General features: G+C 57.0%; 13 protein-coding genes. 8 read left to right on the forward strand and 5 right to left on the reverse strand.

Translation table 11 applies throughout. The annotated features are described in order from the left end of the window. Nucleotides 1-47: 47 nt before the first annotated feature. The 3 genes from HH216_RS16675 to HH216_RS16685 all read left to right on the forward strand — a co-directional run bounded on the left by HH216_RS16675 (nt 48) and on the right by HH216_RS16685 (nt 4,651). Nucleotides 48-1,715, forward strand: a complete 1,668-nt coding sequence (locus HH216_RS16675; RefSeq protein ID WP_332871410.1) for a T9SS type A sorting domain-containing protein — start codon at nt 48-50, stop codon at nt 1,713-1,715. A gap of 378 nt (nt 1,716-2,093) precedes the next feature. Then, nucleotides 2,094-4,136 (forward strand): thioredoxin domain-containing protein, encoded by a 2,043-nt coding sequence (locus tag HH216_RS16680; protein ID WP_169551829.1) that lies wholly within the window; start codon nt 2,094-2,096, stop codon nt 4,134-4,136. A gap of 185 nt (nt 4,137-4,321) precedes the next feature. Next, nucleotides 4,322-4,651, forward strand: a complete 330-nt coding sequence (locus tag HH216_RS16685; protein WP_169551830.1) for a hypothetical protein — start codon at nt 4,322-4,324, stop codon at nt 4,649-4,651. 187 nt (nt 4,652-4,838) lie between these two features. On the opposite strand, the gene HH216_RS16690 is transcribed toward HH216_RS16685, so the two are convergent. After that, on the reverse strand, nt 4,839-5,258 hold the full coding sequence (locus HH216_RS16690; RefSeq protein WP_169551831.1) for a hypothetical protein: 420 nt from the start codon (nt 5,256-5,258) through the stop codon (nt 4,839-4,841). Between the two features lie 179 nt (nt 5,259-5,437). Then, nucleotides 5,438-5,713, reverse strand: a complete 276-nt coding sequence (locus HH216_RS16695) for a thioredoxin family protein (RefSeq protein ID WP_169551832.1) — start codon at nt 5,711-5,713, stop codon at nt 5,438-5,440. Nucleotides 5,714-5,871: 158 nt separating this feature from the next. Here HH216_RS16695 and HH216_RS16700 point away from each other — a divergent pair, with 158 nt between their 5' ends. Together HH216_RS16700 and HH216_RS16705 are read left to right on the forward strand one after the other, a co-directional pair. Beyond that, entirely contained in the window at nt 5,872-7,479 is a 1,608-nt protein-coding gene (locus tag HH216_RS16700; RefSeq protein ID WP_169551833.1) for a sensor histidine kinase, read from the forward strand. After that, entirely contained in the window at nt 7,457-8,521 is a 1,065-nt protein-coding gene (locus HH216_RS16705) for a response regulator (protein ID WP_169551834.1), read from the forward strand. The genes HH216_RS16700 and HH216_RS16705 overlap by 23 nt, the downstream gene beginning before the upstream one ends. Nucleotides 8,522-8,523: 2 nt before the next feature. Here HH216_RS16705 and HH216_RS16710 read toward each other — a convergent pair whose 3' ends face one another. Then, complete coding sequence (locus tag HH216_RS16710; protein WP_169551835.1) at nt 8,524-8,667, reverse strand: hypothetical protein; 144 nt, start codon at nt 8,665-8,667, stop codon at nt 8,524-8,526. Between the two features lie 313 nt (nt 8,668-8,980). After that, a complete protein-coding gene (locus tag HH216_RS16715; RefSeq protein WP_169551836.1) occupies nt 8,981-9,400 on the reverse strand; it encodes a secondary thiamine-phosphate synthase enzyme YjbQ in 420 nt (139 codons plus the stop codon). 176 nt (nt 9,401-9,576) lie between these two features. Between HH216_RS16715 and HH216_RS16720 the strand changes: the two genes are divergently transcribed. Further along, a complete protein-coding gene (locus HH216_RS16720; protein WP_169551837.1) occupies nt 9,577-10,461 on the forward strand; it encodes a hypothetical protein in 885 nt (294 codons plus the stop codon). Nucleotides 10,462-10,509: 48 nt separating this feature from the next. Here HH216_RS16720 and ruvC read toward each other — a convergent pair whose 3' ends face one another. Then, nucleotides 10,510-11,100, reverse strand: coding sequence for a crossover junction endodeoxyribonuclease RuvC (gene ruvC / locus HH216_RS16725; RefSeq protein WP_169551838.1), 591 nt, complete (start codon nt 11,098-11,100; stop codon nt 10,510-10,512). Nucleotides 11,101-11,147: 47 nt separating this feature from the next. Between ruvC and HH216_RS16730 the strand changes: the two genes are divergently transcribed. Both HH216_RS16730 and HH216_RS16735 read left to right on the forward strand, forming a co-directional pair. Further along, the gene (locus HH216_RS16730; protein ID WP_169551839.1) at nt 11,148-12,113 is read left to right on the forward strand and encodes a lysylphosphatidylglycerol synthase transmembrane domain-containing protein; all 966 of its coding nucleotides are present in this window, start codon (nt 11,148-11,150) and stop codon (nt 12,111-12,113) included. Next, entirely contained in the window at nt 12,110-13,231 is a 1,122-nt protein-coding gene (locus HH216_RS16735) for a glycosyltransferase family 2 protein (RefSeq protein WP_169551840.1), read from the forward strand. The genes HH216_RS16730 and HH216_RS16735 overlap by 4 nt, the downstream gene beginning before the upstream one ends. The last annotated feature ends 32 nt before the right edge of the window (nt 13,232-13,263 follow it).

The raw sequence follows: 13,263 nt of genomic DNA on the forward strand, positions 1-13,263 counted from the left end.
GTACGGCCCGCCAGCTTCGGCGGCTACGGGGCTAAATTTCCATAGATTTGCCCAAAATACAAGGTATGCGGAATCGATTGAGCGTCTGGTACGGGCTGGCGGCACTGATGGGGCTTCTATCTGGCGGGGGCGCGTCGGCACAGCAGCAGTGCGCTACGGCGTTGAACTTCACGCCTGTTAGCCAGGCCAATCGGATCGAGTGGAGCAAGTTTCCGACGTTTTCGCTACCCTTCCCCGTCATCTACAGCGGTCCCCGGCTGGGCGACACGCAGGCCAGTCCGCTGGCGCACGGCTTTGCCCAGCTGGGCAATATCACGGAGCGCGAAGCTGCACTGACGACCAGCGCGCAGCGGGCTATAATCTATTACGGTGTTGCCTACGGATTGGGGCAGCCGTGGGAGCAGATCGAGAGTCCGTGGAATAACAATCTGACGGCTTACCGCGCCAACTGGGAAAACTGGATGATTGGCGTGTCGGGTGGGCAGAAAAACGCGGCCGGGCAGTATGTGCTACCCATCAGCCGACTCGTACTTGATATAGAGCGGATTCTGGAAACCGACACGCAGATTCTTCGTATCAAAACAAACAGTCTGGTGCCGCAGCAGTACCGGAGTCTGTCTGATGCTGAGTTTCTGGTGGCCTACAAACGGGCTATCCGAAATCTGTACGCTGAAGCGGCCCGCTACATCCGGCAACGGTCGGACCTGAGCAACATCGCCCTGAGTGGATATGCTGACACGCCCATCCTGAATAACGCCCTCAATATTACCACGTTTTCCTGGGCCGACTGGACAACCAACCTGAACCGGGTCAATTACCTGACGAACGATTCAACCAACAGCCGCCCTGGTGGGCCGTATTACGAGCAGCTGACGGAAATGGCTCCGTCGGGGTATTATTACTACGATTACCCCAACCCCTTTGCCCGCGATTATTTGCCGTATCTGCTGTTTCAGATTGAGGTCAATCGGGCGTGGAGCAGCAAACCCATCGTGCCGTTTGTGGGGTTGCGCTATCACCCGTCGTCGAGTAGTTATCCGGGTTTCGTGCAGCCGTTTATGGCCGAAGCGACGGCTATCTTTCCCGTCTTTTCGGGCGCAGCCGGACTGTGGCTCTGGGACGACCCGACGCTGGAAAGCTCCCGCTCGGATGTGTACGCGTCTTACGAGTACTTTACGCACGGCCTGTATCGGCTATCGCAGTTCAGCGATATGTTTCAGGGTAGCTACGAACGGGTTATCGAAACGCCCGCCCGCGACCTGATGGAGAAGCAGTTGCCGGTATGGCGGGGTATTGTCAAGGGTAATAATATTCTGATTGCGGCTCATAATTCCTACGCGGCTGAAGGGCAGCAGACCAGCCTAACGGTGCGCTACAAAAACTGGCAGCAAACAATTCAGCTGACGGGCCGGGAGGTGTACTTGTGTCGCTTCGATATGAGCGTCGTAACGGGTACTGAGCCGACCATACCCACCGTCAGTGTATTTCCCAACCCCACCAGCACCAGCCTTACAGTGTCATTCGGTCAGCTACCCACCAACCCGACTAGGCTGACATTGGCCGACGTAACCGGTCGTGCCGTCGGCCAATGGCCCGTCACCAATGCGACACAGATGCTGAACGTAGCCTCTCTCCCCACCGGAACGTACGTGCTGACGATCAGCACCGACGGTGGTCGTCAAACCCACAAAGTAATCCTGAACCGTGACCGCTGATTTCTGTGATTTTTTCTGAACTGTGATTTTTATGATTGCACTGATGGACTGTGATTGTCTTGAACCGCCGGGCGGCCCCGTGTGATTTATATGATTGCACTGATGGACTATGATTAAAAATAGAAATCAGGGTAATCCATCAATTATGTAAATCACACGGGGCCGCCCGGCGGTTCAAAATAATCCTTGACTGTGATTAGGACAGAAATCAGGGTAATCAAATAATCAGCGGTAATCAAAGTTCAAGACAATCATCAGGGCAATCAACTAATCATAAAAATCATAGTTCAGACAAATCACGGTTCAAGACAATCATAGTCTATCAGTGCAATCACAAAAATCATAGTTCAAGACATATAGTTCAAGACTAACAGCCCGATGCCCAATCAACTGCAATACGAAACAAGCCCTTACCTGCTTCAGCACGCCAACAACCCCGTCGACTGGTACCCGTGGGGGGAGGAAGCCCTCAACCGCGCTATCGATGAAGACAAGCCCATACTGGTCAGTATTGGCTATTCGGCCTGCCATTGGTGCCACGTCATGGAGCGCGAATCGTTCGAGCGGGAGGGCGTCGCGCGGGTGATGAACGAACATTTCGTTTGTATAAAAGTCGACCGGGAAGAGCGGCCCGACGTCGATGCGATTTACATGGATGCGGTGCAGGCAATGGGCGTGCAGGGCGGCTGGCCGCTTAACGTCTTTCTGATGCCCGACGCCAAACCATTCTACGGTCTTACCTACCTGCCGACGCAGCAATGGGTGAACCTGCTGGCCAGTATAAATAACGCGTTCATCGAAAATCGCGACGATCTGAGTCAGTCGGCCGAGGCCTTTGCCCGTGAGCTGAACCTGTCCGACACCGAACGCTACGGCCTGTCGGGAACCAATTTTCGCGTAACGCCCGATTTTCTGGATGTGCTGTACCGGAAGATTGCCGTGAAAGCCGACGACGAAAAAGGCGGGATGCGCCGGGCGCCCAAGTTCCCGATGCCGACGATCTGGCGGTTTTTGCTGCGGTATCAGGCCGCTATCGATCATATCGACCCCAACGCGCCCGAAATCCAGTCGGCTCTGCACCTCGTTACGCAGACGCTCGACCGGATGGCATTGGGCGGCATCTACGATCAGCTCGGCGGTGGGTTTGCCCGCTACTCGACCGATGCCGACTGGCTGGCGCCCCACTTCGAGAAGATGCTGTATGACAACGGGCAGCTAATCACGCTGTATTCGGAAGCCTACAGCCTGACCCGCAGCCCGCTCTACAAACAGATCGTATACCAGACCATTGCCTTCGCCCAGCGCGAACTGCTCAGCCCCGAAGGCGGCTTTTATTCGGCCCTTGATGCTGATAGCGAAGGGGTCGAAGGTAAGTTTTACACCTTTACCACGCCCGAACTCCGCGACCTGCTCGGCGACGATTTCGGCTGGTTTGCCGAGTTGTATCATGTCACGGAGGCCGGCAACTGGGAGCACGTAAACATCCTGCACCGTACGGAAACTGATGAGTCGTTTGCCGGGCGTATGGGCTGGCCGGCGGAGCTGGGCGCGAAGCTGCGCGTTATTCACGACCGGCTGATGGCTGTGCGCGACACTCGTATCCGGCCGGGGCTTGACGATAAAATCCTCTGCTCGTGGAATGGATTGATGCTGAAAGGGCTGGCAACGGCCTACCGCGTGTTCAACGAGCCAGAGTTCCTGACGCTGGCGCTGCGGCAGGCGTTCTTTCTGCTCCGCAAGCTGCGCGACAGTCGTAACGGTCGGCTTTGGCACACCTATAAGCTGGGCCGGGCGCGGCAGCCGGGCTTCCTCGATGACTACGCGGCCGTTATCGACGGACTGCTGGCCCTCTATCAGGCCACGTTTACGGAAAGCTGGCTCACCGAAGCCGATCAGTTGATGCAGTATGTGCTTCTGAATTTCAGCGATACGGGTGAAGAGGGCGATCCGCTGTTTTTCTTTACCGATAAGAACGGCGAAGAGCTTATTGCCCGCAAGAAAGAACTGTTCGACAACGTCATCCCGGCGTCGAACTCGATGATGGCTGAAAACCTGTTTGTGCTCAGTCTGCTGCTCGAACGCCCGGCCTACGCCGACCGCGCTGACCGGATGCTGGGGCGGATGCAGCCGCTGGCGCAGGCCAACGCCGATTACCTGTCCAACTGGGCTGGCCTGTTTGCCCTCCGCGCTCAGCCAACCGCCGAAATCGCCATTGTCGGCCCCGACGCTGACCGGTTCCGGGCTGAAATCGACGCGGTGTATTACCCCAACAAGGTGCTGAGCGGTACCGTCGGCCGGAGCGATCTGCCGCTACTCGATCAGCGCGGTACGCTCGACGGCAAAACTGCGATCTACGTTTGCTACAACCGTACCTGCCAGTTGCCTGTCACTAGCGTCGACGCCGTCTGGCCGCTGCTATAGCGCTGCCTGTTCGCCGGGTTTCTGCGCTGAAAACAAGGGTGCAGAAACCCGGTGAGCGCAGGTTTATGAGCCTGAGTAAGGTCAGTAATCTGGGTGACAAGCATCTGGCAGTGCGCTGATACGGGTCATGGTCGTGCTGGTGAAGCTGCCGTTGTTTTGTGTCGTTAAGTAAACGCACAACGATCATGGCAACGCTTTCACACACATCCGCTTACACCAGTACCCCAACCAATAAATGGCTGGCCCGCTACCAAAAATTCGTCACCGATGGTGAGTTTAACCGGACGGGCTGGGCGGCTACGGCGTTGGCTGTTCAGGGGTGTATCCTGTCGCCCACGCTACTGTTGACGATGGCGTACCTGGGCGGGGGCGACTGGCAATTCCTGACCGGGATGCTTTGTTTTCTGCTGGTGCTGATTCCAATTCTGGCCGCCATGCCGCTGAAAACCCTTGTCCCCGCGTTCGTCCTCAGCTTCGTTATTCAGGCCGCTATCATTCTGCTGAATATCCTGTAAGCAGTTGTTCAGGAAATCGTTTCGAGGTTGTACAATCGCTGTTTTTGTCATCCCGACACAGAAAAAGACTCCCCAACAATGAATCGCCCGGCTGCTACCAAACAGTCGGGCGGTTCATTAGTAGGGTAGTTGGTCGTTACCAGGCCAGCAGTGTCAGACCCGACACCATCAGTACTCCGGCCTCAGGTTACAATAAATTCAGCGAAACAAGCACGGAAAGAAACTGGTAACAGCCAGTGCTGAGCGTGCTAAACTCGTCGCTTAGTCGATGCATGCTGAGGTCAAGGCCCGTGTAAAAGCCAGCATGTGGTTCGGCGCAGATCGGGTGCTCGGTAGGGAAACAGGCGGAGCCCGAACAAATCATGTCGAGACGAAGTCGGCGCAACTGACTCTTCAGCCTGTTGAATCGGGTCACGTACTGAATCGCCCGGGGGCGGAGCCGGGACGAGTTATGCTGCGCCAGCAGATCAGTCAGCAGGCTAACTAACTGGTTGATGTCCTGCTCGTGTTTCATCAGCGCCTGGTTCCACTGCTGGTGCTGTGTGCGGCAATTGATCAGCATATTTGCGTCTTCGTCAAAGGGGAGTGCGGTTTGTGAATCGGTCATGTCGAAAAGTGGTTGGTCTATGCGTTGGGATAAAAATAAAGTCGTGTTGTTACCCTGTCGTTGATCGGGGGTAGGCCGTCGACTGATATCTGTCAGGCAAACGGCTGACGAGCGGCAGGCTGGCTATGGCCGGAATCGCTCAATTTTGGGGGCTGAACAGGTAAGCCTTTGGCGAGCGTTTACGCCCCGATAGTCCCCTCGTGCCGAAACAGTTCGATGCCCCGCTGAACCAGTACGATTGTGGGGAAACGGGTGACGCTGAAGCAGCCGACAACGGCCGGATGCTGGCTGGCGTCGATGTATAGGACCCGCACGGATAGCCCCGGCTGGCGTTTCAGGTGGTCGGTGAGCTGCGTTTGCTGGCGCTGCACCTCGTCGGTTGCCGCTGGTGTGACGAAAACCAGCAGCACTGCCGAATTGAAACCAGAAAGAGCGGGCGGGGATGAGTAGGGCATAAACGGCTGGTCAGAATCAGTTGTAAAATTGACGGGTTGGCCGCGCGGGTCGTCTGACCGCCGTCATCCCCGTGGCTGATTTTCGACAGATGGCCCCGTTGCCGCAAAAAGAAACCGGTTAGCAGGACGGTTCGCCCCGATCGACCGTCTACATAATGATGTCAACAAACTCCGCTACGCCCGTTCTGACGGCTCTGCTTGCCGAACCGGGCGACGATTTTATTGGTCTGTTCGATCCCGGTGCCGGGCAGTTTACCCGCGTCAATGCCGCCGGGGCCCTGATGCTGGGCTTCGCGACCGAAGCTGATTTGCTGACGCAGCTGAATCAGGCTAACCCGTCAGCGGGACTCGTGTCGGCCGTTATGCAAATTGCCCGGCCGGGGCTGACCCAGCTGCCGCAGGGTACCGAAGTTGAACTGGTCCACCGCGACGGAACGCAGTTTCACGCCCGGCTGACGGTGACGAACATCCCTGAAAACAACCACGATATCTGGCTGGTGCGACTGCGAAATCTGGGGCGGCTGTATCAGGCTGAGCGGGCGTTGCAGCAAAGTCTGCTGCGCTACGAAGCGGTATTTACGAATGCCACCATCGGCATTATCGTCGCCAATCAGGCCGGGCAGATCGTGTCGGCCAACCAGCTTGCCCGGCACCTGTTCGGCTACCCCGACAACGAACTCGTTGGCCTGTCGATCGATCAGCTCGTACCGACCAACGTCGGTCGGTGTCACAAGGAGCTGCGGCAGTCGTTCAACGCCAACCCACAGGTGCGGGCAATGGGGCACAACCGCGACCTGCACGCCCGGCGCAGGGATGGATCAGTGTTTCCGGTCGAAGTCAGCCTCAGCTATTTCAAGAAAGACGATCAGCTATACGCCGTCGCGTACATCATCGACATCACATTCAAGAAAGAAGCCGAAAGCCAGCTGCTGACCCACCGCGACCGGATCGAAAGGCTCAACGCCGAACTCGAACAGAAGGTGATCGACCGGACCCACGCCCTCATGACGACGCTCGAACAGCTGGAACAATCGAAAGACGAACTGGCGAAAGCATTGTCGGCCGAGCGCAGGCTGGGCGAACTGAAATCCCGCTTTGTCTCAATGGCGTCGCACGAGTTTCGCACCCCGCTGACCACCGTGCTGACGTCGGCGACGCTGATCGAAAAGTACCCTGGCCTCGATCAGCAGGACAAACGGCAGAAGCACATTCAGCGCATCCGGGCGTCGGTCGACCATCTCAACGACATTCTCGAAGAATTTTTGTCGGTTGGTCGGCTGGAGGAAGGCAACATTGACGTACGGCCGGTGCGCGTTGAACTGGCCCGGCTCGTCGACGAAGTTATTGGCGATATGCAGGCCCTGCGTAAGCCCGATCAGGTAATTCAGACGGAGATGCACGGCCCGGACTGGATATGGCTCGACGCGTCGCTGCTGCGTAAGGTGATTGTTAATCTGCTGTCCAACGCGATCAAGTATTCGGATGCCGGTTCGGTGATCTGGGTACGGGCAAGCTGGCAGCACGGGCAGCTACAGCTGTCGGTTATCGATCAGGGCGTGGGTATCGCCCCGGCCGATCAGGCACATCTGTTTGAATGGTTTTACCGGGCCAAAAACGCGGGCAACGTACCCGGCACGGGGCTCGGCCTGCACATCGTCGGTCGTTACGTCGACCTGATGGGTGGGCGCGTAAGCCTGCACAGTGAATTGAATCGGGGCACAACCGTCTCGCTGACTCTCCCTTATGAAGAATATCCTGCTGATTGAAGACAACGACGGTATCCGTGAGAACACCGCCGAAATTCTGGAACTGACGGGCTACCACGTCCTGACGGCCGAAAACGGGAAAGTGGGTATCGAAAAAGCACTCGAAACCCGGCCCGACCTGATTATCTGCGATATTATGATGCCGGTGCTGGACGGCTACGGGGTGCTGCACATCGTCAATAAAAATCCGCAACTGGCCGGGATTCCGTTCATTTTCCTGACGGCAAAAACCGAGCGGACCGACTTTCGGCGGGGTATGGAGCTGGGAGCTGACGATTACCTGACCAAACCGTTCGACGAAAGCGAACTGCTCAGTGCGATCGAAGGGCGGCTGAAACGGTTGGAGCAGATGAGCGGTCCGGGCGCTGCGGAGTTGAACCCGTCGGCGGCTGGTCGGCCATCGGCCCCGAACGCCGTAGGGCACATCAGCGCTCTCACTGACCTGATTGCCGATCGGAAGGTGCACACCGTTCGGCGGAAGCAGTACATCTACACCGAAGGCGACGACCCCACCCGGCTGTATTTTCTCAAGGCGGGCAACGTCAAAACGGTACGCGCCAGCCCCGACGGCAAGGAACTGATTACGGCTTTGTACGGGCCCGGCGACTTTTTTGGTTATGTACCCCTGCTCGAAAACACCCCCTACACCGACTCCGCCGTCGCCCTCGAAGCCAGCGAACTCGTCTACATCCCCGAAGACGAGTTTCTGCCACTAGTGACCGATCCGCGTGTGGGTCAGCCACTGCTTCGACTGCTGGCCGGGCACATCAGCGAGCGCGAGACGCAACTGGTAAGCATGGCCTACAACTCACTGCGCCGGCGCGTAGCCGATACGCTGTTACGGCTGCATCACGTTTCCGGTGATGCGCCGTCAGCTGGCCTGATTCAGCTATCGCGCGACGATCTGGCCTCGGTCGTGGGTACGGCTACCGAGTCACTAATCCGGATTCTAAGCGAATTCCGGCAAGACGGCCTTATCGAGCAGACCGGCGGAGCGATTCACGTTCTCCAGCCAGATAAGCTACGCCAGACCCACTGGTAAGGTCAGGCGGGTGCCGTGTAGTCGCGGTCTTCCACCAGATTATCGACGTCGCCGTCTTCATCAGCCAGCAGATCGTCGTGAACGACGTTATCGGTTTCCGGTTCGTTTACTTCGTCTTTTTCTGGGTCCTGATTTGTGTCTGTCATGGCTTGTGTGTTTTGAACTGTGATGTCCTGAACCGTGATGTCCTGAACTGTGATTCGTTTGATTGCTTTGATGGGCTGTGATTAAAGAGAAATCAGGGTAATCCAGAAATCATCGTCAATCATAGTTCAAGATTATGGACTATGATTGCCTTTTTTAATCAGGGTAATCAACTAATCAGACGAATCATGGTTCAGAAATCTTGAACCGCCGGGCGGCCCCGTGTGATTCGTCTGATTTCACTGATAGACTGCGATTCAAAAAAATCAGCGCAATCATCTAATCATAAGAATCACAGTTCAAAAAAATCACAGTTCACCCCCACGCCGTTACCACCAGCGTGCGACGGCCGCCGTGGTCGCGGTGCTCGCCGAGGTAGATACCCTGCCAGGTGCCGAGATTAAGCTGTCCGTTGGTGATCGGTATCGTGACGGCATGACCCAGTAGGGCCGCTTTCAGGTGCGCGGGCATGTCGTCGGGGCCTTCGTAATTGTGTTTGAAATATGGTGCGTTCTCCGGTACGGTGCGGTTGAAAAAGCTTTCAAAATCCTGCCGTACAGTCGGATCGGCATTCTCGTTGATGCTCAGACTGGCCGACGTATGCTGGATAAATACGTGCAGCACCCCGGCCTGAATCTGGTAGAGGTCGGCGAATTCGCGTTCGATAATTCGGGTAATCAGGTGGAAGCCGCGCGGAAAAGCAGGCAGTTGAATCGTTTGCTGGTATACAGCCATAAACGGAAAAGTTACACTGAAAAGGTTGATTATCAGTAAAATGCCGCTTAGTTAATTACGAAGACAGACGCCTGAAAAAATGCCGAATATCGTTGCGTAATCGAACCGGGCAACGGTGGAAACTACGTTGGTCGGGTACGTGATCAAATCAGTTAGCTTCTAAACCACCAACTGCCATGAACCGTTTACTAATCCTCCTCCTGCTGGGGTCGCTGTCGGGTTGCATCGACCACCAAACCCCGCCCAACCCGACGCCCGAACGGCTACGCCCCAAAACGCTCACGCTGGTACTGCCGAATAATCTTGCCAAAGTAAGTACGCTCACTTACGACAGTCAGGGCGCAATCCGTACGATTCGCACATACCAGACTCCCGACAGTACGGTAGCCGAAACTGAACTCAGCACCTTAGACTACGATAACCAGAACCGGCTGACTCAGCTGCGCCGGGAGGTGACCCGCTACCCGCGCGGAAGCCAGCCCAACGCCGTCGAGGTATACCAGTTGTCGTATACGACGGGCAATCAGCTGGGTGGAATTTCGTACGCCAACGGCTTCTCATTGGGTTACAACTACGGGGCAACGGGCAACCAGCCTGTTTCCACCCGGCGAAACTTCTCAACCGGTGGCCTTATCATCACCGGTGGCGACAGCTTTACGTTTACGGGGAGCAACCTGACAACGTACAATACCGCCATCAGCATTGCCGGACATGGCGGACCCGGTAGCCCCCTTAGTGGGCCTACGACGACGTTTACGTACGACAATCGCACGAATCCGTTCTTCGGCAGCTACATTATTCCGAGGCCATACCCCGCCGGTTTCGTAAACCTGACGTTCGGGGTCAGAATGGTCGATACGTACTTTGGTGGTATCGACAATGTGCTCAACCTCAGCGCGAACAACGTGCTGTCGGCGGTGTCGAATTCCGGCACGACCGAAACATATCAGTACCAATACAACACGGCGGGACTGCCTACGCTGCGGACCAAAACGACAGCCGACAATGCCGGTGGCAGCAGCACCACCGAAACGCTGAAAATCGATTACGAAACGTATTGATGAGGTAGTCGCTGACGACTGCGGCCGGATTGTGTAGCCCCGTGTTGGTTACAGAATCCGGTCGTTGTTTTCGCTGACGAACGCGCCCCAGGCTCCCTTCTTGGTCTTTTTGTTCGAGACCAGCGGGATGGCGTTTTCGTGGAAATGATGGCAGACCGCAATCGCCAGGGCGTCGGTGGCATCGAAGAATTTGGGGTGAAGGTCTTCCTTCAGCAGGTGCCCAACCATGTGCGACACCTGATCTTTGGTGGCGTTGCCGTTGCCCGTCACCGACTGCTTGATGCGCCGGGGGGCATACTCAACAATGGGTATGTTGCGCGACAGTGCAGCCGCCATAACCACACCCTGCGCCCGGCCCAGCTTCAGCATAGCCTGCACGTTTTTGCCGAAAAATGGGTCTTCGATCGCCATCTCGTCGGGGTGGTATTCGTCGATCAGCCGCAGGATGGTGTCGAACAGCTTCTGGAGCTTCAGCTGGTAGGTGCTATATTTGTTCAGTTCAACAACGCCGTACTGAATCATACGCATCACCCCGCCTTTGACCGAAATAATCCCGTACCCGGCGATCTGTGTGCCGGGGTCTATTCCCAGAATAATCTTTTCGGGAGTGACAGGGGCTGCTTTTGGATCGACGCGCATTGGTACTTCGTTGAGTGTTTCTGCAAAGTAACGTATTCGACCCAGTTTTGTCGTTTAATCTGTCAAAGAAAATCCAGTTCTGGCTCAAACTAGCCACGTTTTGTTTGCTGCTGGCATACATCGGCTACGTCCTGCTGCGGCAACCGTTCGATTGGGCGCAGGTACAGACGCAGTTCCGGACCGTGCGGCATCCCGAACGATGGGCCGCGCTGCTGCTCCTGCTCGCACCCGTCAACTGGGGCCTCGAAGCCCTGAAATGGCAACTTCTGATCCGCCGGGTCGAACCCATATCCTTCGCCGACGCGTACCGGGCCGTACTGGCCGGCATGACGCTGAGTTTTGCCCTGCCCGCTCAGGTGGGCGATGTGGCGGGGCGGGTGCTGTCGCTGCGGTCGGCGGGGCGGGGGGCAGCCGTGGGCGCGTCGATGGTGGCGGGCGGCATGCAGACCTATGTTACGCTGGTGCTCGGAGCCGGAGCCCTGGCCTGGCACCTGCACCAGGTTCCCGACCGGCAAACCCCGGCGGGCTGGTGGCTGCTGGCGACAGCGGCCGGGCTGTCGGGGCTGGGCGTTGTGTTTGGCCTATGGCGGCAGCGGGTGCTCAACCGGCTGGCCCGCTGGCGTCGGGTGCGCCGATTTGCCCCCTACTGGACCGTAGCCGGTGAGTACACCGACGCTGAAATCGGCCTGGGGCTGGGCGTGGCTACGCTGCGGTACGGTATCTTTGCGTGTCAGTTTTACGTCGCCCTGCGGCTGGTTGGTATTCAGGCTCCGGCTGATGAACTGCTGGCGGGCATCGGGCTGATCTACCTGCTGAAAAATCTGGTGCCGCCCATCAATGTCGTGAGTGATCTGGGCGTTCGTGAAGCGGCCGCGCTCTGGGTCTTTGCTCCGCTCGGCCTGCTGGCTCCCGTGGTGCTGACGGCTACGCTGACGCTCTGGCTGGTCAACGTCCTGACGCCCGTACTGATCGGGCTTGTCTGGGTGTGGCGGCTTAATCTCGTAACTGAATGATCTTTTTTTTGCTGAGTATCAGTGCGCTGTACGCCCTGTTTACCCTCGTGCTCTGGTTGACCTGGCTGCGCATGCCGATCACGAAACCAGCGGCCAGCCAGCCAAACGGTCCCTCGATTACCGTGATCGTGCCGGTGCGCAACGAAGCCGCTACCATCAGCGCGTTGCTGGGCGATCTGGCCCGACAGACGTACCCCGCTTTCGACGTAATTATCGCCGATGATTTCTCTACCGACGATACGCGGCTGCTGGTACGGCAGGCTATGTTTGGCTTCCGACACCCGCTGCACCTGCTTTCGCTGACCGACGAACCGACTGCGTCGCCCAAGAAGCGGGCGATCCGGCAAAGCATCGAGCAGGCGCGGGGCGATTTGATCGTAACGACCGATGGCGACTGCCGCGTTGGCCCCGACTGGCTGGCGACCTTCGCTACGGCCTATCAGCAGACCGGAGCGAAGCTGTTGTCGGGCCCGGTGACGTTTACCCCCGAACGTACGCTGACCGATCACCTGCAAACCGTCGAGTTTGCTAGTCTGATCGGGTCGGGGGCGACGACGATGGCAATGGGTAGGCCAACGATGTGCAACGGAGCCAACCTTTGCTACGAAAAGCGGGTCTTCGAGGAGGTCGGGGGCTTTGCCGGTGTCGACCATCTGGCTTCGGGCGACGACGAGTTGCTGATGCACAAAATTGCCCGGCGGTACCCAAACGGGGTTCGGTTTGTGAAAGCGGCCTCAGCGATTGTGCAGACAGGGCCGCACCGAAACTGGGGGGCGTTTTACCAGCAACGCAGGCGGTGGGCGAGCAAGTGGCGGGCCTACGAATCGTACGGACCAACTGCGCTGGCTGTGTTTATTTTTCTGAGCAACCTGGCCCCGGTGCTCGTATTTTTAGGTTGGCTGCTCGGATTTTTAAACGTTTCAGTACTACTGCTGGTTGTCGGATTGAAGGCCCTGCCGGAGTTTTTGTTTTTACGACAGGTTCTTGTTTTTTTACAAAAAAAATCGTCGGTCCGGGCCATCCCGATTACTCAGCTGGTTTATCCGTTTTACGTTATCTTTTTCGGATTGGCCGCGCAGGGAAAAGGGTACCGCTGGAAAGGCCGGAAGCTTGAATAGGGTTCAAGGTTTATAGTTTAACGTATAAGGTT

Source organism: Spirosoma rhododendri, assembly GCF_012849055.1.
Lineage (GTDB): Bacteria > Bacteroidota > Bacteroidia > Cytophagales > Spirosomataceae > Spirosoma > Spirosoma rhododendri.

Bases quoted from the DNA above. Each gene is read 5' to 3' on its own strand.
- HH216_RS16680 (WP_169551829.1), top strand. From the start codon at position 2,094: ATGCCCAATCAACTGCAATACGAAACAAGCCCTTACCTGCTTCAGCAC.
- HH216_RS16685 (WP_169551830.1), top strand. From the start codon at position 4,322: ATGGCAACGCTTTCACACACATCCGCTTACACCAGTACCCCAACCAAT.
- HH216_RS16690 (WP_169551831.1), bottom strand. From the start codon at position 5,258: ATGACCGATTCACAAACCGCACTCCCCTTTGACGAAGACGCAAATATG.
- HH216_RS16695 (WP_169551832.1), bottom strand. From the start codon at position 5,713: ATGCCCTACTCATCCCCGCCCGCTCTTTCTGGTTTCAATTCGGCAGTG.
- HH216_RS16700 (WP_169551833.1), top strand. From the start codon at position 5,872: ATGTCAACAAACTCCGCTACGCCCGTTCTGACGGCTCTGCTTGCCGAA.
- HH216_RS16705 (WP_169551834.1), top strand. From the start codon at position 7,457: ATGAAGAATATCCTGCTGATTGAAGACAACGACGGTATCCGTGAGAAC.
- HH216_RS16710 (WP_169551835.1), bottom strand. From the start codon at position 8,667: ATGACAGACACAAATCAGGACCCAGAAAAAGACGAAGTAAACGAACCG.
- HH216_RS16715 (WP_169551836.1), bottom strand. From the start codon at position 9,400: ATGGCTGTATACCAGCAAACGATTCAACTGCCTGCTTTTCCGCGCGGC.
- HH216_RS16720 (WP_169551837.1), top strand. From the start codon at position 9,577: ATGAACCGTTTACTAATCCTCCTCCTGCTGGGGTCGCTGTCGGGTTGC.
- ruvC (WP_169551838.1), bottom strand. From the start codon at position 11,100: ATGCGCGTCGATCCAAAAGCAGCCCCTGTCACTCCCGAAAAGATTATT.
- HH216_RS16735 (WP_169551840.1), top strand. From the start codon at position 12,110: ATGATCTTTTTTTTGCTGAGTATCAGTGCGCTGTACGCCCTGTTTACC.